Source organism: Janthinobacterium leeuwenhoeki (genome assembly GCF_051380795.1).
Classification (GTDB): Bacteria; Pseudomonadota; Gammaproteobacteria; order Burkholderiales; family Burkholderiaceae_D; genus Janthinobacterium.
The window spans coordinates 1-25,241 of the sequence record NZ_JBNYXT010000014.1; the positions used below are offsets into that span (position 1 = coordinate 1).

The 25,241-nt window shown below is 59.3% G+C and carries 26 protein-coding genes; 17 read left to right on the top strand and 9 right to left on the bottom strand.

The features are described 5' to 3' along the window. Positions 1 to 278 precede the first annotated feature (278 nt). The 3 genes from ACQ4WS_RS13035 to ACQ4WS_RS13045 form a co-directional block, all read right to left on the bottom strand. Complete coding sequence (locus tag ACQ4WS_RS13035; RefSeq protein WP_436476849.1) at positions 279 to 2,033, bottom strand: GspE/PulE family protein; 1,755 nt, start codon at positions 2,031 to 2,033, stop codon at positions 279 to 281. A gap of 47 nt (positions 2,034 to 2,080) precedes the next feature. Next, positions 2,081 to 2,869, bottom strand: coding sequence for a class I SAM-dependent methyltransferase (locus ACQ4WS_RS13040; RefSeq protein ID WP_436476851.1), 789 nt, complete (start codon positions 2,867 to 2,869; stop codon positions 2,081 to 2,083). A 95-nt stretch (positions 2,870 to 2,964) separates the two neighbouring features. Continuing rightward, entirely contained in the window at positions 2,965 to 3,477 is a 513-nt protein-coding gene (locus ACQ4WS_RS13045) for a glycine zipper 2TM domain-containing protein (RefSeq protein ID WP_034785134.1), read from the bottom strand. Between the two features lie 400 nt (positions 3,478 to 3,877). Between ACQ4WS_RS13045 and ACQ4WS_RS13050 the strand changes: the two genes are divergently transcribed. The 5 genes from ACQ4WS_RS13050 to ACQ4WS_RS13070 all read left to right on the top strand — a co-directional run bounded on the left by ACQ4WS_RS13050 (position 3,878) and on the right by ACQ4WS_RS13070 (position 9,205). Then, positions 3,878 to 4,276 (top strand): barstar family protein, encoded by a 399-nt coding sequence (locus ACQ4WS_RS13050; protein WP_436476853.1) that lies wholly within the window; start codon positions 3,878 to 3,880, stop codon positions 4,274 to 4,276. Between the two features lie 156 nt (positions 4,277 to 4,432). After that, on the top strand, positions 4,433 to 5,041 hold the full coding sequence (gene purN / locus ACQ4WS_RS13055) for a phosphoribosylglycinamide formyltransferase (RefSeq protein ID WP_071075772.1): 609 nt from the start codon (positions 4,433 to 4,435) through the stop codon (positions 5,039 to 5,041). Between the two features lie 21 nt (positions 5,042 to 5,062). Further along, complete coding sequence (locus ACQ4WS_RS13060; protein ID WP_436476856.1) at positions 5,063 to 6,382, top strand: RsmB/NOP family class I SAM-dependent RNA methyltransferase; 1,320 nt, start codon at positions 5,063 to 5,065, stop codon at positions 6,380 to 6,382. A gap of 122 nt (positions 6,383 to 6,504) precedes the next feature. Next, positions 6,505 to 7,863 (top strand): mechanosensitive ion channel family protein, encoded by a 1,359-nt coding sequence (locus ACQ4WS_RS13065; RefSeq protein ID WP_436476858.1) that lies wholly within the window; start codon positions 6,505 to 6,507, stop codon positions 7,861 to 7,863. Positions 7,864 to 8,035: 172 nt separating this feature from the next. Further along, entirely contained in the window at positions 8,036 to 9,205 is a 1,170-nt protein-coding gene (locus ACQ4WS_RS13070; RefSeq protein WP_436476860.1) for a DesA family fatty acid desaturase, read from the top strand. A gap of 811 nt (positions 9,206 to 10,016) precedes the next feature. Here ACQ4WS_RS13070 and rpmG read toward each other — a convergent pair. From rpmG to radC, 3 genes are all read right to left on the bottom strand, one after another. After that, positions 10,017 to 10,184, bottom strand: a complete 168-nt coding sequence (gene rpmG / locus ACQ4WS_RS13075; RefSeq protein ID WP_010400929.1) for a 50S ribosomal protein L33 — start codon at positions 10,182 to 10,184, stop codon at positions 10,017 to 10,019. A 22-nt stretch (positions 10,185 to 10,206) separates the two neighbouring features. Beyond that, on the bottom strand, positions 10,207 to 10,443 hold the full coding sequence (gene rpmB / locus ACQ4WS_RS13080) for a 50S ribosomal protein L28 (RefSeq protein ID WP_010400928.1): 237 nt from the start codon (positions 10,441 to 10,443) through the stop codon (positions 10,207 to 10,209). Between the two features lie 247 nt (positions 10,444 to 10,690). Next, the gene (gene radC / locus ACQ4WS_RS13085; protein WP_436476862.1) at positions 10,691 to 11,365 is read right to left on the bottom strand and encodes a RadC family protein; all 675 of its coding nucleotides are present in this window, start codon (positions 11,363 to 11,365) and stop codon (positions 10,691 to 10,693) included. A gap of 120 nt (positions 11,366 to 11,485) precedes the next feature. On the opposite strand from radC, the gene ACQ4WS_RS13090 reads away from it, so the two are divergent. The 6 genes from ACQ4WS_RS13090 (at position 11,486) to ACQ4WS_RS13115 (ending at position 16,886) form a co-directional block, all read left to right on the top strand. Further along, positions 11,486 to 11,941: an FKBP-type peptidyl-prolyl cis-trans isomerase gene (locus ACQ4WS_RS13090; protein WP_070224501.1), complete on the top strand. Its 456-nt coding sequence runs from the start codon at positions 11,486 to 11,488 to the stop codon at positions 11,939 to 11,941. 10 nt (positions 11,942 to 11,951) lie between these two features. Continuing rightward, positions 11,952 to 12,899, top strand: a complete 948-nt coding sequence (gene ispH, locus ACQ4WS_RS13095; protein ID WP_436476865.1) for a 4-hydroxy-3-methylbut-2-enyl diphosphate reductase — start codon at positions 11,952 to 11,954, stop codon at positions 12,897 to 12,899. A gap of 297 nt (positions 12,900 to 13,196) precedes the next feature. Then, complete coding sequence (locus tag ACQ4WS_RS13100; RefSeq protein WP_436476867.1) at positions 13,197 to 14,126, top strand: branched-chain amino acid ABC transporter permease; 930 nt, start codon at positions 13,197 to 13,199, stop codon at positions 14,124 to 14,126. A 21-nt stretch (positions 14,127 to 14,147) separates the two neighbouring features. Continuing rightward, complete coding sequence (locus ACQ4WS_RS13105) at positions 14,148 to 15,365, top strand: ABC transporter permease subunit (protein WP_436476869.1); 1,218 nt, start codon at positions 14,148 to 14,150, stop codon at positions 15,363 to 15,365. A 13-nt stretch (positions 15,366 to 15,378) separates the two neighbouring features. Beyond that, positions 15,379 to 16,152, top strand: coding sequence for an ABC transporter ATP-binding protein (locus ACQ4WS_RS13110; protein WP_071075779.1), 774 nt, complete (start codon positions 15,379 to 15,381; stop codon positions 16,150 to 16,152). Between the two features lie 11 nt (positions 16,153 to 16,163). Then, positions 16,164 to 16,886 (top strand): ABC transporter ATP-binding protein, encoded by a 723-nt coding sequence (locus ACQ4WS_RS13115; RefSeq protein WP_436477022.1) that lies wholly within the window; start codon positions 16,164 to 16,166, stop codon positions 16,884 to 16,886. A 123-nt stretch (positions 16,887 to 17,009) separates the two neighbouring features. Here ACQ4WS_RS13115 and ACQ4WS_RS13120 read toward each other — a convergent pair whose 3' ends face one another. Further along, complete coding sequence (locus ACQ4WS_RS13120) at positions 17,010 to 18,032, bottom strand: PEP-CTERM sorting domain-containing protein (protein ID WP_436476871.1); 1,023 nt, start codon at positions 18,030 to 18,032, stop codon at positions 17,010 to 17,012. Between the two features lie 170 nt (positions 18,033 to 18,202). Here ACQ4WS_RS13120 and ACQ4WS_RS13125 point away from each other — a divergent pair, with 170 nt between their 5' ends. Next, positions 18,203 to 18,592: a transposase gene (locus tag ACQ4WS_RS13125; RefSeq protein ID WP_436476873.1), complete on the top strand. Its 390-nt coding sequence runs from the start codon at positions 18,203 to 18,205 to the stop codon at positions 18,590 to 18,592. A 275-nt stretch (positions 18,593 to 18,867) separates the two neighbouring features. Here ACQ4WS_RS13125 and ACQ4WS_RS13130 read toward each other — a convergent pair whose 3' ends face one another. Continuing rightward, positions 18,868 to 19,431 (bottom strand): phasin family protein, encoded by a 564-nt coding sequence (locus ACQ4WS_RS13130; protein ID WP_436476875.1) that lies wholly within the window; start codon positions 19,429 to 19,431, stop codon positions 18,868 to 18,870. A 349-nt stretch (positions 19,432 to 19,780) separates the two neighbouring features. On the opposite strand from ACQ4WS_RS13130, the gene ACQ4WS_RS13135 reads away from it, so the two are divergent. The 3 genes from ACQ4WS_RS13135 to ACQ4WS_RS13145 all read left to right on the top strand — a co-directional run bounded on the left by ACQ4WS_RS13135 (position 19,781) and on the right by ACQ4WS_RS13145 (position 22,692). After that, the gene (locus ACQ4WS_RS13135) at positions 19,781 to 20,707 is read left to right on the top strand and encodes a DMT family transporter (RefSeq protein ID WP_436476877.1); all 927 of its coding nucleotides are present in this window, start codon (positions 19,781 to 19,783) and stop codon (positions 20,705 to 20,707) included. 15 nt (positions 20,708 to 20,722) lie between these two features. Next, on the top strand, positions 20,723 to 21,442 hold the full coding sequence (locus ACQ4WS_RS13140) for a nitroreductase (RefSeq protein ID WP_436476878.1): 720 nt from the start codon (positions 20,723 to 20,725) through the stop codon (positions 21,440 to 21,442). Positions 21,443 to 21,618: 176 nt separating this feature from the next. Next, the gene (locus tag ACQ4WS_RS13145) at positions 21,619 to 22,692 is read left to right on the top strand and encodes a serine hydrolase (RefSeq protein WP_436476880.1); all 1,074 of its coding nucleotides are present in this window, start codon (positions 21,619 to 21,621) and stop codon (positions 22,690 to 22,692) included. A gap of 66 nt (positions 22,693 to 22,758) precedes the next feature. Here the strand turns inward: ACQ4WS_RS13145 and ACQ4WS_RS13150 are convergent, their stop codons facing one another. Continuing rightward, positions 22,759 to 23,538, bottom strand: a complete 780-nt coding sequence (locus ACQ4WS_RS13150; RefSeq protein ID WP_046685991.1) for an IclR family transcriptional regulator — start codon at positions 23,536 to 23,538, stop codon at positions 22,759 to 22,761. Positions 23,539 to 23,691: 153 nt separating this feature from the next. Here ACQ4WS_RS13150 and ACQ4WS_RS13155 point away from each other — a divergent pair, with 153 nt between their 5' ends. Both ACQ4WS_RS13155 and ACQ4WS_RS13160 read left to right on the top strand, forming a co-directional pair. Next, the gene (locus tag ACQ4WS_RS13155; protein ID WP_436476883.1) at positions 23,692 to 24,075 is read left to right on the top strand and encodes a diacylglycerol kinase; all 384 of its coding nucleotides are present in this window, start codon (positions 23,692 to 23,694) and stop codon (positions 24,073 to 24,075) included. A 130-nt stretch (positions 24,076 to 24,205) separates the two neighbouring features. Next, positions 24,206 to 25,210, top strand: coding sequence for a sulfate ABC transporter substrate-binding protein (locus ACQ4WS_RS13160; RefSeq protein WP_436476885.1), 1,005 nt, complete (start codon positions 24,206 to 24,208; stop codon positions 25,208 to 25,210). Positions 25,211 to 25,241: the final 31 nt, after the last annotated feature.

The following is a 25,241-nucleotide window of genomic DNA, read 5'->3' on the forward strand; positions in this document are numbered from 1 at the left end:
GGCGCCAGAAATAGGTCACCCTTGGAAAAAGCGCATGCCAACACTCGACGCCACGGGGAAGCCACCTCAGGCAAGGTTCTGAATGCGAAAAAATCCCTCCGTTTCGCTGAACCCGGGAGACATTTCTACTTGGGACAAAAGGGGACATTTCTATTTAGCGTTGACAGGCATTTGTTAGGCATTTGTTAGACAGGGATTTGTTAGCGGGATTTGTTAGCGCGTGTTAGCGCGTTGTTAGCGCATTCCTGCGGAAAGTCCTGTGAGGAAGTACAGGCCTGTCAATGCAGGGCTGCCGTGAGCTTCAGCACTTCGTCGATGCTGGTCGTGCCATCGATGATCTTGCGCGCGCCGGCGATGCGCAGCGGCGTCATGCCGTCGAGGATGCTCTGGCGGCGCAGCATGTGCAGGTCGGCGCCTGCCTTGACCAGCTGGCCGAACGTTTCCGTCACGTTCAGCAGCTCATAAATGCCGGCGCGCCCCAGGTAGCCGCTGTGCCGGCACAGGGCGCAGCCGACGGGGTGGTATGCGGCCTGCGGCCGTTCCAGCTGGCCGCCCGTCAGGCGCTGCCATGCGGCGGCGTCCGGGGCGGCGCCCGGCTGTTTGCAACCAGGGCACAGGCAGCGCAACAGGCGCTGCGCCAGCACGCCGGCCAGGCATGCTTCCAGCAGATAGGCGGGCAAGCCCAGTTCCAGCAAGCGCATGACGGCCGAGGGCGCGTCGTTGGTGTGCAGGGTCGACAGCACCAAATGGCCCGTCAGCGCCGCCTGGATGGCCATCTCGGCCGTGGCCAGGTCGCGGATTTCTCCGACCATGATGATGTCGGGATCTTGCCGCATCAGCGCCCGCACGCCATCGGCAAACGACAGTTCGATGCCGGCCTGGGTTTGCACCTGCATCTGGTTGAAGGCCGGTTCGACCATTTCGATGGGGTCTTCCACCGTGCACACATTGACTTCGCTGCCGGCCAGCGCCTTCAAGGTGCTGTACAGGGTGCTGGTCTTGCCCGAGCCGGTGGGGCCCGTTACCAGCACGATGCCGTGCGTGCGCGCTGTCAGCTGGCGCCAGCGTTCGGCGTCCGCGGGCGGAAAACCCAGGTCAAACAGGCTCTTGACGGCCACTTCCGGGTCGAAGATGCGCATGACGAGCTTTTCGCCGAAGGCTGTGGGCAAGGTCGACAGGCGCAGCTCGATTTCCTGGCCCTGCGCGTTGCGCGTCTTGATGCGACCATCCTGCGGGCGGCGTTTTTCCACCACGTCCATACGCCCAAGCAACTTGATGCGCGCCGTCATGGCCAGCAATACCACGGGCGGCAATTGGTAGGCCTGGTGCAGGCGGCCGTCGATGCGCAGGCGCACCAGGCCCGCGTCGCGCTTCGGTTCCAGATGGATGTCGGAAGCACGCTGTGCAAACGCGTATTGCCACAGCCAGTCGACGATGCGCACGACGTGCTGGTCGTTGGCGTCGAGACTGGCCTTGTTGCGCCCCAGTTCCACCAGTTGTTCGACATTCTGGCGCAGCGCCAGGTCTTGCGTGGACGCTTGTCTGGCCACCTTGACGGAACTGGCCAGGCTGAAGAATTGCGCGATGGCGTCGGCGATGTGCAGCGGGTTGGCGATGACCAGGCTCAGCTTGCGCGGCGCCAGCTTGCCCAGTTGCGCCTGCCAAGCCAGCGCGTAGGGCTGGGCCGTGGCGATGACGATGCGCTCTGGCGTGCTTTCCACTGGCAGGATGTTGAAGCGGGCCGCATAGCCGGCCGTCATGACGTCGGCCACCTGGCTGAAGTCGATGCTCAGGGGATCGATGCGCACATACGGCAAGCCGGCGCGCTGCGCCAGCCACGCGCACAGGGTGTCGAGGGTCAGCCCGGCATGGGCGATGCTGCACAGCGGATGCAAGGGTGGTACCGGCAGCAGGGCGGCCTGGGCGCCGATGGCGGCCGCTTGTGCCGCGTCGAGCAAGCCGTCTTCCTGCAGCCAGGTCAGCAGTTGCGGCAGTTGCAGCGGCGTGTCGGAGGCAGGAGGGGAAATGGGCATGGCCGGCGCCTTTCAGGGCTGCCGGCATTGCGTGGGCGTACCGGCGCTTACAGGGTGCTGACGATGCCCTTGACCCAGGTCTTGGCGGGCAGCTTGGTCTCGGCAACGATCTGCTTGGCCCGTTCCAGCAGGGCGGCTTGCGCTTCGGCATCGAGTGACACCTTCGTCTTGAAAGCGATCGCCACCACGTTCCCATCATGCACTTCTGGCAGGCAGATCACCTGTGCAAACGCAAACTTCATCGCCTTGATGTTCTTCGCGTAGCTGGGATGGTCGCCAAACAGGTTCACCGTCATGATGCCGTGCGGCGCCAGGCAGGCGCAGCAGGCGGTATAGAAATCGGCACTGTCGAGCACGGGACCGCGCGCCGTGGCGTCGTACAGGTCCACCTGCAGGGCGTCCAGGGTGCCGTGGTTGGCCTCGTCGTTGACGTAGTCAAGCGCATCCATCTCGCGCACGTGCAGGCGCTCGTCGTTGGGCGGCAGCTTGAACATCGAGGCGCAGATGGTGATGACGGACGGGTTCAGTTCGATGGCCTCGACTTGCGCCTGCGGAAACTGGCGGTAGCAGAACTTGGTCAGCGCGGCCGTGCCCAGGCCCAGCTGGGCCAGGCGCTGCGGCTGCCCGATCCACAGCATCCACGCCATCATCTGCTGCGCGTATTCGAGCTCAGGCCAGTCCGGCTTGCGGATACGCATGGCGCCCTGCACCCATTCCGTGCCGAAATGCAGATAGCGCACGCCATCCATTTCGGACAGGGTGACAGGGGCATAGCGGGGCTTGCGCGCGGGGCGCGAGGATTCGACTTGTTCGATGGATTTTCGTTTGATAAGCATAAGGCGGCCTGAAAGTGTGCCGCATTATAGCCCGTGCCGAGGCGCCATAAAAAATGCCAGCCGCTGGGGCTGGCATGCTACGGGCTGCTTGTTGCTTACTGCTGTGCAGGTTCAATTGACACGCGCAAGCGGATGCGCTCGCCCGGATCGTAAGACATGATGCTCGTGTAGTTGCGGCCGCGGTAGTCGTAGGTGACCTGGTAGCCATTGTTGCGCGACTCCCAATGGTCGACCTGGCGGCATTGCTTGACGGCTTGTTCCTGCATGCCGCCCTGGTAATTGTTCTGGTTGTCGACACGGTCGCCGACGACGGCGCCGGCAATCGCGCCAGCGGCGGCGGCTGCCGTGCGACCATTGCCGCCACCGACCTGGCTACCGAGCAGGGCGCCGGCGATACCGCCGACGATGGAGCCGCCAGCGCTGCGCTGTTGCGGCGGCGCCTGCACTTGCACGTATTCCGTGCGGCATTCCTGGCGTGGACGGTTGATCTGTTCCACTTGCGGCACGACGCGCACGACCTTGCCGAAATCTTCAAAGTCGGCGGCCTGGGCGAGTGGCAATGCGCCGATACAAAGGGCTGACATCATCAATTTGGCTTGCAAGTTCATTTGTAACCTCATTATGTAGAGAATCTTTCAGGGTATTTTTTACAACTTGGGACTATAGTAATCCCGCCAGACGGGGGCAAGTGTTTCGCATGGCAACAAAATGTAACAGCCCAAGCCCCTTGCCCCACAGTCTGTAACATGCACTTTCAATCGATACATGATGTTGGATGACTTGAAACTAGCGGTTTGTAACAAATCTTGCGTTTGACATCATATTCGGGTTGATTCATGCAGGACAACACGTTACCCTAGTACGCGTATGGCTTATATAAAATCGCACTGAATCGCATAAAAGTTGATACAGATCGAATCACCGCGTGCGCATTGACCCGCGTGCGGGGATGCAATAAGAAGAGCAAATAGAACAAATCCATACATAACAGGTCGATTTGAGGGAAAAATGAGTTTGTTACTAACCGTGCCGCCCAACCTTGTCCAGTCCATCCGTGCCTTTCGCGTGACCGAATTGCAAGACGAGGCGATCCGTCTCGGGCAGCACTTTTTATATGCGCATTGCAACGCTGGACAGACCAAACAACAAGTCATCGGCATTATTGCAGAAGCATTCCTGTTTCCGAAAAACCTGGCGAAAAATTTCGATGCCCTGCGCCTGTGCCTGACGGACACCATGTCCAGGGCCGGCACGCAGACGGGTTTCCTGGTGGTGCTCGAGCAATTGCCAAATACGCAAAAATTCGACAAGGAAGCGCGCGAGATCCTGCTCGACGTGTTCCGCGACGCGGCCGACTACTGGGCCGAGAAGAAAGTCCCGTTCCGCGTCTTCTATTCGTTCGAGTAAATACTTACTCTTGCTGCGACGCCACCAGACCGGTCTGCCGCGCAGGTGAGAACCGGCATCTTCGGGCGGCAGGGGCGCGCCGGCGCTCATGTTGCGCCGCAACAATAATACCGGCCTTTCTAGATTCGCATCGCCATAGCGGGTACAATGCGCGCTATGAAAAATATCGTTATCCTCATTTCCGGACGCGGCAGCAACATGGAAGCGGTCGTGCGCGCGGCGCAAGCCGAGCAATGGCCAGCCCGTATTGCCGCCGTCATCAGTAACCGGGCCGATGCCCAGGGACTGGTTTTTGCCGCGGAACATGGGATAGCGACGGCAGTCGTTGCCAACAAGGATTATGCCAGCCGCGAACAGTTTGATGCGGCGCTGCAAGCCGTGATCGACGGCTTTGCCCCCGACCTGGTCGTGCTGGCCGGTTTCATGCGTATCCTGACGCCGCCCTTCGTAGAACATTACGCGGGGCGCATGCTCAATATCCACCCGTCGCTGCTGCCGCTGTTCCCGGGCATGGCGACGCACCGCCAGGCGCTCGAGGCGGGTGTGACGGAACACGGCGCGACCGTGCATTTCGTAACTGCCGAGCTCGATCATGGCCCGGCCGTGGCGAGCGCGAAAGTCCCCGTCTTGCCCGGCGACACAGAAGACAGCTTATCGGCGCGCGTGCTGGTACAGGAACATCTGCTTTACCCGCGCGCCATCCGCCTGTTCATTGACGATAAACTGTCAGTCGAGCATGGCCAGGTCCGCGTGGACCCTCAATAAAATATTATAGGAAGAATAACAATGAGATTGCCACCAGCGATACTTGCCAATGCTGAAGAAGTATTGCGCGAAATTTTACGTTTCACGGCCCCGGCCGACACCACCCTGTCGCGCTACTTCCGCGACCATCCGCGCCTCGGTTCGCGCGAACGCGGCGCCATCGCCGAAGGCATTTATGCCGTGCTGCGCAACAAATCGTTCTTCACGGATTTCGCCGAAGCGGGCAGTGGCCCGACCATGCGCCGCCTGACCATCCTCGGCCTGGCAGAAGCCGTCGGTGCGGACTCCCTGGGCGGCTTGACGGAAGAAGAAGTCGAATGGCTGGAACGCATCACGCAAATCGACCGCAGCCTGATGCCGTCGAACATGCGCGCCAACATGCCGACCTGGTTGTTCGACAAGCTGATCGCCCAGTTCGGCGAAGCGGAAACCATGAAGCTGGCCGATGCGCTGAACGCGCCGGCGCCGCTGGACTTGCGCGTCAACTCGCTCAAGGCCACGCGTGAAGACGTGATGCTGGCCCTGGCCGAAGCACCGATTCTCAGCACGCCGACGCCCTATGCGCCACTGGGTTTGCGCGTGATCAAGAAGCCTTCGCTGCAAAACATGCCTTTGTTCCAGAGCGGCGCCATCGAAGTGCAAGATGAGGGCAGCCAGATACTGTCGCAAATCGTCGGCGCCAAGCGCGGCGAGATGGTGGTCGATTTCTGTGCCGGCGCGGGCGGCAAGACGCTCGCATTGGGCGCGCTGATGCGCAACACGGGCCGTTTGTACGCCTTCGACGTGTCGGAAAAGCGTTTGGCCAAGCTGAAGCCGCGCATGGCCCGCAGCGGCCTGTCGAACGTGCACCCGGTGCAGATCGCGCATGAGCGCGATGCCAAGATCAAACGCCTGGCTGGCAAGATCGACCGCGTGCTGGTCGATGCGCCGTGTAGCGGCCTGGGCACCCTGCGCCGCAATCCGGACGTGAAATGGCGCCAGCAGCCGAACTCCATCGTCGAATTGCAAGCCAAGCAGGCCGCCATCCTGGCCGGCGCGGCGCGCCTGGTCAAGGGCGGCGGCCGCCTGGTGTACGCCACCTGCAGCTTCCTGAACGAAGAAAACGATTTTATCGCCGAGCAATTCCTGGCGGCCCATCCGGACTTCACGCTGGTGCCGATGAGCAAGGTACTGGCCGAACAGAAGATCGAGCTGGAAATGGGCGACTACCTGAAATTGCTGCCGCATCTGCATCAGACCGACGGCTTCTTTGCCGCCGTGTTCGAGCGCAAGGTCATGCCGAAAAAAGTCTACGCCGATGAAAAACCGGCCGACGACGTTGACGCTGAACCAGCCGAATAAGGCTGTCACGGGCCGCCGCTGCACCCTGCAGTGGCCGCTTTCAATGCCGCCAGCCCGCCTGGCGGCATGGGCTATATGCCCATCCGTACCACTTCTGTCCCACCTTCCGGACCTCTTGTGCCATGAATGAAACCCCGCTGCTCAATCTGATCACTGACTTTGTCGACGACTTCCGTCAACCGGCCATCCTGTGGCAGGCGCTGGTCATCGTCGCCTGCCTGGCGCTGAGCTGGCTGCTGGTGCGGCAGTTGCGCGTCTTCCTGCATCGGCGGGCGGAAGCGGCCGCCGTTCCGGCCACGCCGGAAACCTTGCAGCGCACGGATAGTTTCATCCGTATCCTGACGCCCGTGCTGGCGGCCATGCTGCTGGGCATTGCGCAGCATTTCCTGGTCAAGTTGCAGTCGGTGAATCTGCTCAGTATTGCCATTCCACTGTGCACCTCGATGGCGCTGGTGCGCTTCGGCTTTTATGTGCTGCGCCGCATTTTTGCCCGTCATGGCGACATCAGTCCCACCATGCTGCTGCTGGAAAAAATATTCACGGTCGTGGTGTGGGCCGGGATGGCCTTGTATATCACGGGCCTGTGGCCGGAACTGCATACCTTCCTGGAAAGCATCGTCGTGCCGCTGGGACGCAACAAGGTGTCCGTGGCTGCCATCTTGCAAGCCGCTATTTCGGTGGCCGTGCTGCTGGTGCTGGCCATGTGGGCCGGCACCTCGCTCGACGAGCGCCTGATGAAAATGCAGGGCCTGCACACTTCCTTGCGGGTGGTGATGTCGCGCATGGGCCGCGCCGTGCTGATCCTCGTTTCCGTGCTGGTCAGCCTGTCTCTGGTGGGCATCGACCTGACGGTGCTGTCCGTGTTTGGCGGCGCCTTCGGCGTGGCGCTGGGTTTTGGCTTGCAAAAGATCGCCGCGAACTTCGTCTCCGGTTTCATCATCCTGCTCGACCGCAGCCTCACCATCGGCGACATGATCACAGTGGGCCAATTCACGGGCAAGGTCACGCAAATCAATACGCGCTATACTGTGTTATTGGGTGGCGATGGCGTTGAATCCATCGTGCCGAATGAAATGCTGATTTCCGGCGGCGTGCAGAACATGTCGCTGAGCAATCGCATGGTCTGGCTGTCGACGGCCGTCTCGGTGGGCTATGAAACGGATATCGATGTCATCTTCCCCTTGCTGGAAGCGGCGACGGCCAAGGTGCCGCGTGTGTCGCAAAGCAATCCGCCATCGGCCACCCTCGTGCGTTTCGGCGCCGACGGCCTCGATGTGCAGATCGGCTTCTGGATCGCAGATCCGGAAAACGGCACCGGCGGCGTGAAGTCGAATGTGAACCGCGCCATCTGGCGCACTTTGCAGGAACATAAGGTCACTGTACCGTTTCCGCAACGTGAATTGCGTATTGTTGCTACGCCTCCTGTCCCGCTCGCGGGTGCGGCAGAGGGTGAGTCCACGCCATCCGGCACACAGCCTTAACCCCGCTGCCTGCCTCTGATTTTGCCTGATCGCACCCATTAGGGCGTACAATCACGCCTAAAATTAACTCTGCCGGACCTCCAGAGTCACTGGAGCGACCGTGCGCACGCCCTGACCACTTGGAGTAGCAGTAATGACATTGAGTTCCGTTTTACACGACGTTTTGCAGTTCATGGCAACTGGCATTACCGATCTGTCCGCATGGCAAGTTTTCCTGTACACCATGGTGGTCACGCATATCACGATCGCCAGCGTCACGATTTACCTGCACCGCCACCAGGCCCACCGTGCGCTGGAATTGCACGCTATCCCCAGCCATTTCTTCCGTTTTTGGCTGTGGTTGACGACGGGCCAGGTCACCAAGGAATGGGCGGCCATTCACCGCAAGCACCACGCCAAGTGCGATACGGAAGAAGATCCGCACAGCCCCGTGACGCGCGGCATCAAGAAAGTCTTCTGGGAAGGCGCCGAGCTGTACCGCGCTGAATCGAAGAATATGGAAACCATGGCCAAGTACGGCCACGGCACGCCGACGGACTGGATCGAGCGCAATCTGTACACCAAATACAGCTGGCTGGGCGTGGTGTCCTTGTTCGTCATCAATTTCGTGTTGTTCGGCGTAATCGGCATTTCCGTGTGGGCCGTGCAAATGATGTGGATACCGATCACGGCAGCCGGCATCATCAACGGCATCGGCCATTACTGGGGCTACCGCAACTATGACTGCGCCGACGCGGCCACCAACATCATTCCCTTCGGCATTCTGATCGGCGGCGAAGAGTTGCACAACAATCACCATACGTATGCGACGTCGGCCAAGCTGTCGTCGAAGTGGTATGAAATCGATATCGGCTGGGCATATATCCGCGCGCTGGAAATGCTGGGCCTGGCCAAGGTGAAGAAATTGGCACCGGAACCGAAGTTCTCGCACGGCAAGCTGGAAGCGGACTTCGAGACCTTGCAGTCCGTCATCGCCAACCGCTACGATGTGATGGCCAAGTATGCGAAATCGATCAAGCACGCGTGGAAGGAAGAGCTGGAGCACCTGAAGCACAAGGCGGAACTGGAAAAGCGTTTCCTGAAATCGTCGCGCAAGCTGATGCAGCGCGAACCGGGCAAGCTGGCCGATGCGCACCATGAGCAGTTGTCGGAATTGTTCCAGCACAGCAAGGCGCTGGAAACCATGCACCACATGCGCGTGGAGCTGGGCGCCATCTGGGAGCGTTCGCACTTTACGCGCGAGCAATTGCTGCAAAAGCTGCAAGACTGGTGCACGCGCGCCGAAGCGTCGGGCATCAAGTCGTTGCAAGAGTTTTCATTGCGCTTGCGCAGCTATGCGTAATTAACACTGCGCCATATCAAGGCCCTGGATTCCAGGGCCTTTTTTTCGGTGCGCCAGGCATGGCGCGACGCGCGCGAGCGCGGCTCGACTGACTGTGGTGGTTAGTTGAGTGACTTGGAGGTGAAAGTCCTCTGCACACCCGGCAAGGGGAAGTGCTAGCTGAACGGCAAGGGTGTCCGTCGCAAGGCGGAATCTGAAGGAAGCCGCAGGCAAAATGCTGGTCTGACGCACAGGAAGCGGATTAGGCGGCGTAGCGGGGTAAGCAGTCCGATATCTGTAAAGCCCGATACTTGCACGGAACGCTATGACGTAGATCCGACAGACATAAGCATGAAGGTCGCGCGAATTACCCTGGGAGGCCCATCAATCTGCCTCGTGCTACCGGCATCGCAAGGTGCCGGGATGGATTGGTGGGAGTCAGCAGAGGCCATATTAGCCGCTCGGAACCGGAGTGGTGAAGGGCCGAACCTGACATGAGTGGACAGTCACGCGTGCTCTCTGAGCGGGCAGGGCGCAAGCCTCTGATAAAGGAGGGCCTTGGTCAATGGACGAGACCGGAAGTCTTTGCCGTAACCGAGGTGCTTGCAGACCGACAGGCGACACGACGCACGAAACCAAGCTCGCTGGGGCAACCCAGTAGTCAGGAAACGCCGGATACGTGATCCGTACGTCCGGTGTTGTGGGAGGACGGCGGGGGCAACCCCGCCTCCTACCCGATCCCCGCGTAAAGCGGGCGAGAATACGGGCGAGAAAATCAGGGCGAAAAAAAACCGCTCATCGGAGCGGCTCTTTTTACAGAACACAATATCAATTACTTGATTTTGGTTTCTTTGTACGTTACGTGCTTGCGTGCTTTAGGATCAAATTTCATGATCTCCATTTTCGCAGGCGTCGTACGCTTGTTTTTGGTAGTCGTGTAGAAGTGACCCGTACCGGCGGTCGATTCTAACTTGATTTTGTCGCGGCCTGATTTTGCCATGATAGCTCCCTTATTCTGCTAATTAGACTTTTTCGCCACGAGCGCGCATATCGACCAATACGGCGTCGATGCCGACTTTATCGATGACGCGCAGACCGGCGTTGGACAAACGCAGGGAGACCCAGCGGTTTTCAGATTCAACAAAAATACGACGATTCTGCAAGTTAGGCAAAAAACGACGTTTGGTTTTGTTGTTTGCATGGGAAACATTGTTGCCGACCATCGGCTTCTTCCCAGTGACTTGGCAAACACGTGCCATGGCGCACTCCTTAAAGATATTCCAAATTGGAAAAACGAGAGTATATCCAAAATAAGCAGATTTATCAATGACTTGCGAAAAACAATTGTGTCATGTTGTATTGAAATAATTTAACAATTTATCTTTTACCCTTCTTCATAGGGGAAAGCACTGGTAAACAGTGCTGTTTACTGTTAGATAAGCGTCCCGCTGCTGTCACGTATGTCCTTGTTTACACATGGTTAACTGCTGCCTAGCCAGCCCCGGCCTAGATCTGGCCGTGTTCCGCAAAGGAGTGCACTTGCCGCCCGGCCACGACGAAATGGTCGAGGACGCGCACGTCCACCAGCGACAGCGCCTGCACCAGCGCGCGCGTCAGCAATAAATCCGATTCGCTCGGTTCCGGCGTGCCGGAAGGGTGGTTGTGGGCCAGCATGACGCTGGCCGCGTTGTGCAGCAGGGCCTGCTTGACCACTTCGCGTGGATACACGCTGGTATGGGTGAGGGTGCCGCGAAACATTTCCTGGGTCGTGATCAGGCGGTTCTTGACGTCCAAAAACAACACGTGAAACGCTTCATGCGCCAGGTGGCCCAGGGTCAGGCGCAAATAATCTTTCACGGCGTGTGGCGAATTGAGGGCTTGCCCCGCCTGCAAGTCCTCGATGATGGCGCGCCGCGCCAGTTCCAGTACCGCTTGCAGCTGGGCAAATTTGGCGCTGCCCATGCCGTGCACGGCGGAAAAACTCTCGAGGCTGGCGCCGAACAGTCCCCGCAGGGAGCCGAAGTGCTCGACGGTGTCGCGCGCCAGTTCCACGGCGCTCTTGCCGCGCACGCCAGTGCGCAGGAACACGGCCAGCAATTCCGCGTCCGACAGCGATTGCGCGCCATCCTCGATCAGGCGTTCGCGCGGCCGTTCGCCGGCCGGCCAGTCCTTGATGCCCATGCTGTTCTCCTGTTTGGCACCGGTGCGTGCCCCGGTACGGCCTTCTTTGACAAAGCCATGGGGCAGGCGCGGCCAGTGTGGCTTACAATATCGTTTTGCACCAGTTACTTGAAAACTACTATGTCCAACGAGCAACCAGCAGTCGTTACCGAAGCGGCTTACCTCACCCTGCATTATCGTCTTGCTACTGTTGACGGTACTGATATTGTCACTACCTTCAGCGGAAATCCCGCGACCTTGATGCTGGGACAGGGCCAACTGGCGCCATTTCTCGAGCAGCGCTTGCTGGGCTTGCCTGAGGGTACGCACCAGACGTTCGAACTGGCCGCTGGCGAAGGCTTTGGCGAGCGCAATCCCGAGCTGGTGCAGTCCGTTTCGCGCGCAACCCTGGACGAGAACTCGGTGCCGGGCGCCGACTACAAGATCGGCGACCTGGTCGACTTCGCCGCGCCGGGCGGCGGCCGCTTTGCCGGCGTGCTGCGCGAAATGCGCGAGGACTCGGCCCTGTTCGACTTCAACCATCCGCTGGCTGGCCAGCCGCTGCGTTTTGAAGTCAAGCTCATTTCGGTGCTGTGAAGGAATAGCGATGGATAAAGAACTGTTACTGGCCCAGCCACGGGGTTTTTGCGCTGGCGTCGACCGGGCGATCGAAATCGTCGAACGCGCCTTGCAGCAATTTGGCGCACCAATCTATGTGCGCCATGAAATCGTCCACAACGCCTATGTGGTGGCGGACTTGCGCAACAAGGGCGCCATCTTCATTGACGACCTCGATGACGTTCCTGCTGGCAATACGCTCGTGTTTTCCGCGCATGGCGTGTCGAAAGCCGTGCGCGCCGAGGCGGAATCGCGCGGCCTGAGCATTTTTGATGCGACTTGCCCGCTGGTCACCAAGGTGCACATGGAAGTAGGCAAGATGCGCCGCGAAGGCCGCGAGATCATCATGATCGGCCACGATGGCCATCCCGAGGTCGAAGGCACGATGGGCCAGGCCGATATGGGCATGCATCTGGTGGAAACGCTCGAAGATGTGGCGAGACTGCAGGTCGCCAATCCGGAGAGCCTGGCCTATGTTTCGCAAACAACGTTGTCAGTTGACGACACTAGCGACATTATTGCGGCCTTGAAAGCGAAATATCCGAATATCGCCGAACCGAAAAAAGGCGACATTTGCTACGCCACTACGAACCGCCAGGAAGCCGTGAAATTCATGGCCCCGCAAGTGGAAGTGGTGATCGTCGTCGGCAGCCCGAACAGCTCGAATTCGAACCGCTTGCGCGAAGTGGCCGAGAAGATGGGCACGCCAGCCTATATGGTCGACAATGCCTCGCAAATCGATCCCGCCTGGCTGGAAGGCAAGCTGCGCGTGGGTGTGACGGCTGGCGCCTCGGCGCCCGAGGTGCTGGTGCAAGCCGTCATCGACCGCCTGAAAGAGTGCGGCGTGAAGAGCGTGCGCCCGCTAGACGGCGTGCAGGAAGCCGTCACGTTCCCGATGCCGAAAGGCCTCGATGGCATCAAGCGCGACGTCGCATGAGGCAGCTTGGCTCTTGAGTATCGATGAGGAGTTGCCTCAAAACCGAATTTAATTCGGAAATGATTGATTTATTCCAAGTTTAGTTTTTGCAAAAGATCGTTATGATTGCCTCAAGCTTGAATGTGTTGTCGTTATGACTAAGCATGGTGCACGCACGTTTTGAGTGCGTGCACCATGCTGGTGAGAACGGTCCAGGGATGGCACTGCAGGAATTCTTCCTCCGGTGCCGTTTTTGTATCAGCGACCCATGTTCTGGCGGAAGTTGTTCCCGAAAAATGCATATTTGATAGGGCAATCATGGATACATTCATCCAGCAGATCATCAACGGCTTGGTGTTGGGCAGCATGTATGCCTTAGTCGCCCTTGGTTACACGATGGTGTACGGCGTCTTGAACCTGATCAACTTCGCCCACGGCGACGTGCTCATGATCGGCGCCATGGTGGGCTTGAGCATCCTCAAGCTGCTGGGCATTTATGTACCGGACTGGCCCGGCTATTTGAAACTGGCCACCGCCATCCTCGGCGCCATTCCCATCTGTATTCTGGTCAACATCATCATCGAGCGGGTCGCCTACCGCCGCCTGCGCAACGCCCCCCGTCTCGCCCCCCTGATTACCGCCATCGGCGTCTCCATCCTGCTGCAAACCTTTGCCATGATGATCTGGACGCGCAATCCCTTGCCCTTCCCGCAATTGCTGTCGACCGACCCCATCAATATAGGGGGCGCCGTGATTTCGCAAACGCAAGTGCTGCTGCTGGCCCTGGCCGCGCTGTCGATGGGCGCATTGGTGTTGCTGGTGGAAAAAACGAAAATGGGCCGCGCCATGCGCGCCACGGCGGAAAACCCCCGCGTGGCCGGTCTCATGGGCGTCGATTCCGACAAGGTCATCGTGGCCACCTTTGCCATCGGCGCCGCGTTGGCGGCCGTGGCCGGCGTGATGTGGGGCGCCAACTATGCATCCATCCAGTTCTCCATGGGCGCCATTCCCGGCTTGAAGGCCTTCTGCGCGGCTGTGCTGGGCGGCATCGGCAATATCTATGGCGCCATGCTGGGCGGTATCTTGTTGGGCATTATCGAGAGCCTGGGCGCCGGCTATATCGGCGACATCACGGGCGGCTTCCTGGGCAGCCACTACCAGGATATCTTTGCCTTCGTCGTGCTGATCATCGTGCTGACCCTGCGCCCGTCCGGCATCATGGGCGAACGCGTGGCCGACCGTGCCTGATGTGAAACTGGGAGATTAATCATGGCATTACTCGATTTCGACGCAAAAAAGAATCCCGCCAAGGCCTACGCCGGCATGCTGGGCCTGGCCGCGCTGCTGATGGTGTTCCCGTTTTTTGCCGCGCAGTTCGGCAACTCGTGGGTGCGCATCATCGACATGGCCTTGCTGTACATCATGCTGGCCCTGGGCCTGAACATCGTCGTCGGCTTCGCCGGCCTGCTTGACCTCGGCTACATTGCCTTCTATGCCGTGGGCGCCTACCTGACGGCCCTGCTGGCCTCGCCGCAGTTTGCCATCCTGCTCGAATCGGTGGTGAATCAATATCCGCTGCTGGGCGAGACCCTGGTGCAGCTGATGGGGCCGGAAATCCGCGAAAACGGCATCCATTTGTCGATCTGGATCATCGTTCCGCTGGCCGCCTTTGTTGCCGGTCTGTTCGGCGCCTTGCTGGGCGCGCCCACCTTGAAGCTGCGCGGCGACTACCTGGCCATCGTGACCCTAGGTTTTGGCGAGATCATCCGCATCTTCATGAACAATTTGAACGATCCCATCAATTTTACAAATGGGCCGCAAGGCATCAATTTGATCGACCCGATCCGCATCTTCGGCGTCAACCTGGCTGGCGAGGCGGGCACCAACAGCACCGTCGTGGTGGCCGGCTTTTCCATGCCGTCCGTGAATGCCTATTACTTTTTGTTCCTCTTCCTGTGCATCGCCGTCGTGTTCGTCACCAAGCGCCTGCAGCATTCGCGCCTGGGCCGCGCCTGGGTGGCCATCCGTGAAGACGAGATCGCCGCCAAGGCCATGGGCATCAATACGCGCAACGTCAAATTGCTGGCCTTTTCCATGGGCGCCTCGTTCGGCGGCGTGGCTGGCGCCATGTTTGCCTCGTTCCAGGGCTTTGTCTCGCCGGAATCGTTCTCGCTGACGGAATCGATCGCCGTGCTGGCCATGGTAGTGCTGGGTGGCATCGGGCATATTCCCGGCGTGATTCTTGGCGGCGTGATCCTCGCCTCGATACCGGAAGTGTTGCGCCACGTGGTGGAGCCGGCCCAGCAGGCGCTGTTCGGCCGTGTGGTGATCGAGGCGGAAGTGCTGCGCCAGTTGCTGTACGGCCTGGCCATGGTCTTGATCATGCTCAACCGTCCTGCCGGCCTGTGGCCATCGCCGAAGCACGAAGACCGGCCCGACCACGACGTCGACCAGCCGAACAAATCCACCGGCGTCGTGTCCGCTTAAACGAGGAAGCACCATGAGCGAACAGATCATTCTCAATATCGCTGGCGTAAATAAACGTTTTGGCGGCTTGCAAGCGCTGACCGACGTGGGCATTACCATCCGGCAAGGCCAGATCTACGGCTTGATCGGCCCGAACGGCGCCGGCAAGACCACCTTCTTCAATGTCATCACCGGCTTGTACCAGCCCGACACGGGCACTTTCGAGCTGGCCGGCAAGCCGTATTCGCCGTCCGCGCCGCACAAGGTGGCCAAGGCGGGCATCGCCCGCACCTTCCAGAACATCCGCCTGTTTGGCGACATGACGGCGCTGGAAAACGTCATGGTGGGGCGCCACGTGCGCTCGCACCAGGGCGTGTTCGGCGCCATCTTCCGCCACAAGGCGGCGCGCGAGGAAGAGGCATCCATCCGCCAGCGGGCCATGGAGTTGCTCGATTTCGTCGGCATCGCCCAGTTCGCCAGCCGCACGGCGCGCTTCTTGTCGTATGGCGACCAGCGGCGCCTGGAAATCGCCCGCGCGCTGGCCACCGATCCCACCCTGCTGGCGCTCGATGAGCCGGCGGCCGGCATGAATGCGACGGAAAAGCTGGCCCTGCGCGAGTTGCTGGTGAAAATCAAGGCCGAAGGCAAGACCGTGCTGTTGATCGAGCACGACGTGAAACTGATGATGGGACTGTGCGACCGCATCACCGTGCTCGAGTATGGCAAGCGCATCGCCGAAGGCTTGCCGGCCGAAATACAACAAAACCCGGCCGTCATCGAGGCTTATCTGGGGGGATCGCACGCATGAGTAACCAAGGCTTGAACAAGACTGTATTGAAAGTGGCCGGCCTGCACGTGGCCTACGGCGGCATCAAGGCCGTCAAGGGTATCGACCTGGAAGTCAACGAAGGCGAGCTGATCGCCCTGATCGGCGCGAACGGCGCCGGCAAGACGACGACCCTGAAAGCCATCACGGGCACTTTGCCTGCTTGCAAGATCGAAGGCACGATCAGCTACCTGGGCGAGTCGCTCAAGGGCACGAAATCATTTCACCTGGTGGAAAGGAAGCTGGCCATGGTGCCGGAAGGGCGGGGCGTGTTTACCCGCATGTCGATCCGCGAAAACCTCATGATGGGGGCCTACACGCGCACGGACAAGGCGGGCGTCGAGGATGATATCGCCCGCTGGTTCGACGTGTTCCCGCGCCTGAAGGAAAGGGCGGCGCAGATGGCCGGCACCCTGTCTGGCGGCGAGCAGCAGATGCTGGCCATGGCACGTGCCCTGATGAGTCATCCGAAGCTGCTGCTGCTCGACGAGCCGTCGATGGGGCTGTCGCCCATCATGGTCGAGAAAATCTTCGAGGTGATCCGCAAGGTCTCGTCCGAAGGCATCACGATCTTGCTGGTCGAACAGAATGCCCGTTTGGCCCTGCAGGCGGCGCACCGCGGCTATGTGATGGACTCCGGGCTCGTCACCATGGGCGGCAATGCCGCCGCCATGCTCGATGACCCGCGCGTGAAGGCGGCGTATCTGGGGGAGTAACCGCGTTCAGGAAGCATGCGGGCATAAAAATCGTTGCCGGCGTCCATTTTGCCGGCTCGCCTCGCTTCGTTCTAGGTAACGTCCGACAGGCTGCCAGTCAGAAAGCTAATTGTGACAGGCCGATTAAGCTTGCTGGCCGCCCTTGCGCTTCTTCCGAACACGCGCCGCCAAGAAGCCACCACCGATCAACCACATGGCCATGGTGGAGGGCTCTGGCACCGGCGACACCCCGACGACGACCGGCCCCACGTCCCAACCAAGGTAGCTGTAGCCCTCAACCTTGCCATCAATGACATCCGCCAGCGAATGGTCAGCCAGATCGCCATTAAATCTGAACTCGTCGGTGCGCACGAAGCCAAGGTCATAGTTGTAGACGTGGACGGTGTTGGCGCCTTCGAGGAAGTATAAATTCGATTCTTCGTAGCCGATCATGTTACCCAGCTTGCTGGTCAGGGACGCATCACTCCAGCCAACTGCACCACCTGCGAGTGACGTCTTGGTGGAGTCGAACGCCAGCGTGCCGGTGAGGTAGTTGTAGTAGCTTAAAGTACCATCGACATCGAGCCACACCGATTTGTCATCACCCATGGCTAACAGATTGTTGTTGCCCAACAGGCTTTGACCCGCCTGAGGACCGCCTGTCAGCGTCAAAGGGTAGGCCTCGCGAGAGATTTCGCCCCATCCCTTGTCCACATAGAAATCCGTCCAGTAGTTTTTGTTGGGCACGTTTGGATTGACGAAGTTGACGTCCCAGTCTTCGGAGATGTCCCGCGCGCGGGTCAGGTTGGTCGAGTTGCCAATCACATCACGAGAGGTGAGCAAGGCCTTCCACAGGTTGTCGCTGGTGACCTTGTTGTTGCCATCACCGACGACCTGCCCGGGGAACATCGCGTAGAGCTGCTGGTGGGGACGTACGTCATAGCCTTTGGCCGGATACCACTCTTGGGGATAAATCGTGGCACCGTCCTGAGCGTAGCGGGCTCCCTCCATCCAACGGGAGACCTGCGTCCAGTTGTAGTTCGTCGCGGCTTGCGCCTGCATCAGGCCACTGGCGGCCAACGCAACGAACGCCAGAACTATCTTGGCTTTCCTTATCATCATCATATTTATCTTAATCATAGAAATAATTATTTTAGCAACTAACATGGTATAATTGTATCATTTTAGTCCTCATTCCGCAAATGCATGATATTCGGCAAGCCGTTGCCATTGATAATGGCTGGGGTCCGCAGGTAGGTGTCGATGGTGGTCCAGGCAATGCGTTACGCGCCGATCCCAAAGGACGACAGGGTATCAAGCGCAGCTGCTGACCGCTGTTGCGCAATCGCGACAACCTGGACGACGAGCGCACCGTCGAACTGAATGAACTGCTCGCTGCGCACGCCCCCTTGGCCACAGTCTATCGAATGAAGACCGAACTCAAGGAACTCTGGTATGTGCCGTCCTTTCGAGAAGGCACGCGCCGTTGGAAGCGCTGGCTAAGGCTGGCGTCCGATAGCCAGATTGCGCCGGTCATCCAGTTCGCCAAACGACTACGCAAATACCTGCAGGGCATTTTGGCTTCGGCAATCTATCCGATGAATTCGTCTATCCTGGAGGGTATCAACAAACGCATCAAAGTCATCAAGCGGATGGCCTACGGTTTCCGGGACTCAGCCTATTTCTTCCTGAAAATCAAGGATGCGCTCCCTGGTAAACCGCGATGAGGCATAAAAAATGCCCCAGCTGGGCTGGGGCATAATGGCATCCGTCGGGGAAGTACGGGATGGATGCCTGGAGGAGCTGGTACTAAAGTAACCCCCAATAAATTATTGTGATTTCTGACTTCCATAACCGGCGCTCTGCGGCGTTGCTCACTGCTAGCAGTGATCGCACTGCGTCGCAGCGAGCTGCCTTGCATAGCATCCGGTTCTGTTTGTCATAAATTCACACTAATTTCCCGAGGATTACTTAGCGGACCGCCGTAGCGGTCGCGCAGGAATTACTTGGCAGTGCGCGGAACGGCTTTCTCAGCCGCTTGCGTGAACTGGTTCACGGCCGAAGTCAGGTTCGCTTCGATGGTTTCGACGGCTTGCTTGCTGGTTTTCGAGAATTGCTCGTAGCCTGCATTGGCGTTGCCGATGGCGCTTTTCAGCATGGCGACGGCGTTTTCCGAACCGGCTGGCGCGTTCTTGGTGACTTCTTCCACCAGGGACAGAACTTTGCGGTTGGTTTCAGCGATTTGCGATTCAGCAGCTTTGCTGAATTCGGCTTGCGTGCCGGACGTGATGGCAGCCAGGTGACGGCCGTAAGCGATGGCTTTTTCGGCGCTAGGCTGGGCTTGAGCGGCGCTCAGCGAGAAGAATTCTTGTGGATCTTTTGCCGACAGCAATTGCTTGGCGGCGGCGGTCGATTCTTCCAGCGTTGCCTTGGCAGCGGTCAGGTTCAGTTCGACGATCTTTTCGATGCCTTCGAAGGCTTTGCCCGTCAACGACGAGAACAGGGCGAATTGGGCTTCCAGGTTGGCTTTGGTAGCGGACGAAAATTGCTCAGGAATTGAAAACATATAAATCTCCAAAAAATCTAACTGGTTAATTTGATGCTGCGTGTACCGTTTGGGAAAGCAGGTGAACCTAAATTTTTCAAGCTGAACAAGAATTGTGCAACGCAACAAACCCTATTCTACGGTGAAAAAAAGCGAAGTCAAGCGATTCTTGTGCGATGCAACAATTGAATAGATTTGCATCAAAAGTCATTGTTTCCAAAGGGAAATATTCGATTTCTACGTGTCAATGGTTTGCACTTAAACTATCGTTTCCAGTGGCTACGGGGACGATCGCGGCGCAGCATGCTAGACTTTGTCTCCCGCACTGGCGCAGCGCCCCGGTGCCGATACTGTTTCCCGAGTTGATACCATGTCCAATCTTCCCGCCGCGGCTGGCGCCAGCGGCAAAGCCCCCAAAGCTTCTTTCCTGACGACCTTGGCGCCGATGGCATTGCCCGGCTTCTTCGTGTTGTTATGGAGCACAGGTTTTATCGTGGCCAAGTTTGGCTTGCCCTACGCGCCACCGCTGACCTTTTTGCTGCTGCGCTTCCTGGGCGTGCTGGTGATCTTGCTGCCGCTGGTGCTGCTGTTGCGCGCGCCGTGGCCGGTGGGGCAGTTGCGCCAGATCGCCGTGGCCGGCATCTTGATGCAGGCCGGCTACCTGGCCGGCGTCTGGTGCGCCATCAAACTGGGTATGCCGGCCGGCCTGTCCGCGCTGATCGTGGGCATGCAGCCTGTGCTGACGGCTTGCGCCGCGCCCCTGATCGGCGAATCCGTGCGCCCGCGCCAGTGGCTGGGCCTGTTTTTTGGCTTGCTGGGCGTGGCTCTCGTCGTGTATGCGAAGATCAACCTCGTGGGCCTGACCGTGGAAAGCGTGCTGCTGTGCGTGTTCGCGCTGCTGTCGATGACGGCCGGCACCATGTATCAAAAACGCCACTGTCCGCAATTCGACTTGCGCACCGGCACGGTGGTGCAGTTTGCGGCCTCCATCGTGGTGGTCTTGCCGTTTGCCCTGTATTACGAAGGGCTGGACCTGCATTTCAGCCATGTGCAATGGACGGCGAATTTTGTTGGCGCCTTGCTGTGGTCGGTACTCGTGCTGTCCATCGGCGCCATCTTCCTGCTGTTCGCCCTGATCCGCCGCAGCGATGCCACGAAAGTGACGGGCTTGCTGTACCTGACGCCGCCTACGACGGCCGTGATGGCCTGGCTGATGTTTGGCGAAGCGTTCAATATGCTGGGCATCGCCGGCATGCTGGTGGCCGTGGTCGGCGTGGTTTTTGTCGTCAAGAAATAGCAGGAGAGCAGGGCAGTGAGCAAACAAGCATCTGAAACACTGTCGGCGCAGCAAGCCGTCGACGCCGTCATCGTGTCGCGCCGTTCGATTCGCGCCTTCCTGCCCACGCCGGTGGCGCAGGACGATATCGCGCGCATCCTGGAAGTGGCGGCGCGCGCCCCCTCCGGCGCCAACATGCAGCCGTGGAACGTGTATGTACTGTCGGGCGAAGCGCGCCTGCGCCTGTCGCGCCGCATCCTGGCCGCCTATGCCGCGCCGAAAGCGCCCGATGCGCCTGCGCGCACGGCCTCATATATCTATTACCCGCGTCAGTGGACGGCGCCGTTCATCGAGCGCCGCCGCAAGATCGGCCTCGACCTGTACCAGTTGCTGGGCCTGGAGCGGGGCGACACGGCCGGCATGGCGGCCCAGCATGGACGCAATTTCCAGTTTTTCGACGCGCCCGTGGGCCTGATCTTTACCATCGAGCGGGTGCTGGAACAGGGTTCATGGCTCGACTACGGCATGTTCTTGCAAAACATCATGCTGGCGGCGCGCGCGCGGGGACTCGATACGTGCCCGCAAGCGGCCTTCATCCATTACCATGACATCATCCGCGACGAACTGGGCGTGCCAGCCAGCGAAATGGTGGTGTGCGGCATGGCCCTCGGCTATGCCGATCCGGACAAGGTCGAGAACCGCTTGAGCACGGAACGCGAGCCGCTGGCCGGCTTTGTTAAATTCATGAATAAATAGATACGCCAGCGATCTGCACAAGCAATCAGTTGATTAAGGATGAGTTTGTTTGCTGATCGCCAACGATTTGTATTTCGTTGCTGCAATAAATACTGTCTTAACTGTTAAATAGGCTTGCGATTACTCTGCATTTCGCTACACTGCAATAAGGCAACAGCTTCACGGGGAATTATCGAATGGCTAAGTTTAAACTTGCGCTGGGTATCCTGGCTTCCCTGCTGTTTGCACTGGCGCCGGCTGCGGCCGTGCAGGCCAGGGAAGCGAACGGCAAATCCTCAGCCGCGAAGAAACACAACACCAAGAAAGTCAAAGTCGTGCTGCGCAAGGGCGCGGCAGCCGCGCCGCGCGACAAGACCGTGCGCCGGGTCGTCATGGTGCGCGGCAAGCGCAAAGTCATCTATCAAAAAGTCACCAGCGTGGCCGTGCCCATGGCCGCACCGATGCCGACCATGGGCGACCTGGCCGGCCTGAACCTGACGCGCGATCCGCTCGACCTCAAGTCGAGCGTGGCGCTGGTGCTGGACCAAGCCAATGCGGAAGTGCTGTTTGAAAAGAATTCGAATGTGGCCCTGCCCATCGCCTCCATCACCAAGATGATGACGGGCCTGGTGGTGGTCGAAGCGCGCCAGGACATGGATGAAGTGCTGACAATCACGGACGAGGACGTCGACCGCGCCAAGTTCAGCAGTTCGCGCCTGAAAGTGGGCTCGCAATTGACGCGCGCGAATATGCTGCACATCGCCCTGATGAGCTCGGAAAACCGCGCCGCCTCGGCGCTGGGCCGCAATTATCCGGGCGGCTTGTCCTCGTTTGTCGACGCCATGAACAGCAAGGCGCGCCAGCTGGGCATGATGGATACGCATTACGTCGATTCCAGCGGCTTGTCGAAAATGAACGTGGCCAGCGCGCGCGACCTGGGCAAGCTGGCCATGGCCGCTTTCCGCCATCCGCTGCTGCGCGAATACTCGACGGACCCGAAAGCCATCGTCGAAGCCAGTGGCCAGCCCATGCAATTTGGCAATACGAATCACCTGGTGGCCAACCCCGGCTGGGAGATCGGCTTGCAAAAGACGGGTTTCATCAATGAGGCGGGACGTTGTTTGATGATGCAGGCTGTCATCGAAGGACGGGCCGTGATCATGGTCTTTCTCGATTCCAAGGGGAAACAGTCACGCACGGCCGATGCGGGACGCATGCGCAAGTGGCTGGAAGCATTGAAACCCGCCAACATGAGCCTGCCCGGCGGTTAATTAAGTTGAATGCGAATGTCCAGGGCCGCGTTGACCGGGGTCTGAGCGTCGGGTCAGACCCCAGCTTTAATCCTGTGGGATAAAACCCAAGGTCACGGAAATCTGGTTCGCCGTTTCCACCAGGTCCACCAGCCACTCATCCTGCAGGCGGTCGGCTGGCGCGGAAATCGACAGGCCGGCGATCAGCTTGCCAGAGTCGTCGCGGATGCCGGCGGCCATGCAGCGCACGCCCAGTTCCAGCTCTTCATTGTCGCGCGCATAGCCGCGCTCGCGCACCAGGCTCAGTTCGCGTTCGAGCTTTTGCAGATCCGTGATGGAATTCTTGTTGTGTCCGGCCAAGCCCGTGCGCGTGGCGTAGGCGCGGATGGCTTTCGGCTCATCGACGGAGAGGAATAATTTACCCGTCGAAGTCAGGTGCAGCGGACCGCGGCCACCGATGGCGCGCACCACCTGCATGCCCGAGCGCTCGGAAAAGGCACGGTCGATGTAGACGATCTCGTCGCCCTGGCGCACGGACAGGTTGATGGTTTGCTGGGTTTTCTTGTGTAGCTGGCGCATGAAGTCCAGCGCCGCTTCGCGCACGCTGAGGCGGCTTTTCACCACATTGCCCAATTCCAGCAGGCGCATGCCCAGCCGGTATGTGCCCGGTTCGATGCGGTCGACAAAGCGTGTCAGCACCATGTCGTTGAGAATACGGTGCGCCGTCGAGGGGTGCAGGCCGGAAACTTTCGACAATTCCTTCAGGCTGACCGGGTCGGAATATTTCGCCAGGGCATCGAGCAGGGCGACCATGCGTTCGATCACCTGTATCGTTGTCTTCGGGGCAGCGACCGGTTCAATTTTCATGATGGATTTGGTGCAATGCAGTATTCATGCTTCTTTATACCATAATGTGAAAAAATAGTGAAATGTTCCGAGATATTCAGCGAATAAATTGTCACAATTCTCATGTTGGCCGTCATAATTGATGGCTGGACGTACTTTGAACCATGGAAAACTATGCAACCTGTCAATGAATTCAAGAGCAAGAGCGGCTTGAAACGGATTTTTTCCGCCTTTTTCTACTCGCTCGACGGCTTGAAGGCGGCCTGGCGCCATGAACATGCGTTCCGCCAGGAACTGGGCTTGTTCGTCGTCGGCACGCTGATCGCCTTGCTGCTGCGCATCTCCGCCTTTGAAAAACTGGTGCTGATCGGCGTGTTGCTGCTGGTCTTGATCGTCGAATTGATCAATTCCGCACTGGAAGCCGTGGTCGACCGCATCTCGCTTGAGCTTCATCCTCTGTCGAAAAACGCCAAGGACTTCGGCAGCGCAGCCGTGCTGCTCACTTGCCTGCTGGCATTCGCCACCTGGGCAGTGGTGCTGTTCAACCGTTTCTATTAACTGCTTTATCCCCGTTGCGCGCCGCCCATATGCGAAAAACGCATATCAAACGGCGAAACGCTTCGTTCTCTTTGCGGCCGTTGCGCCGTAATCTGGTGGCTCTGAAAGTTCAACCACACGGGGATCTTAGATGCTGTCGAAAAAAATCATCATTGCCGCCGCCCTCAGCGCGTTTGCCATTCTGCAAACGGCGCAGGCTGCCGATATCACCCTGCTCAACGTGTCGTATGACCCGACGCGCGAGCTGTACCAGGATGTGAACGCGGCATTTGCCAAGGAGTGGAAAGGCAAGACGGGCGACAACGTCAAGATCAAGCAATCGCACGGTGGTTCCGGCAAGCAGGCGCGCGGCGTCATCGATGGCCTGGAAGCGGACGTCGTCACCTTGGCCCTGGCCTACGACATCGACGCGCTGGCCGAGCACAAGCTGCTGGCCGCCGACTGGCAAAAGCGCTTGACGCACAACAGCTCGCCCTACACCTCGACCATCGTGTTCCTGGTGCGCAAGGGCAATCCGAAAGGCATCAAGGATTGGAACGACCTGATCAAGCCGGGCGTCTCCGTCATCACGCCGAACCCGAAAACCTCGGGCGGCGCCCGCTGGAACCATCTGGCCGCGTGGGGCTACGCGCTGCGCCAGCCGGGCGGCAATGAAGCCAAGGCCAAGGATTTCCTCGGCAAACTGTACAAGAACGTGCCCGTGCTGGACTCCGGCGCGCGCGGCGCCACCACCACCTTCGTCGAACGGGGCATCGGCGACGTGCTGATCGCCTGGGAAAACGAGGCCTACCTGGCCGTCAAGGAACTGGGCCCGACCAAGTTCGACATCATCACGCCGTCCGTCAGCATCCTGGCCGAGCCGCCCGTCGCCGTCGTCGACAAGTTTGCCGACAAGCATGGCACGCGCAAGGTGGCCGAGGCTTACCTGAACTACCTGTACGCGGACGAAGCGCAAGACATCATCGCCAAGAACTACTACCGTCCGGCAACGGACAAGGCGGCGAAGAAATACGCGTCCCAGTTCGCCAAGGTCAAGCTGTTTACCATCGAGCAAGTGGCGGGCGGCTGGACGACGGCGCAAAAGGCGCACTTTGCCGACGGCGGCATCTTCGACCAGATCTACCAGCCTAAATAATATCGGATGGTAATCGGAGACGATTGCCATA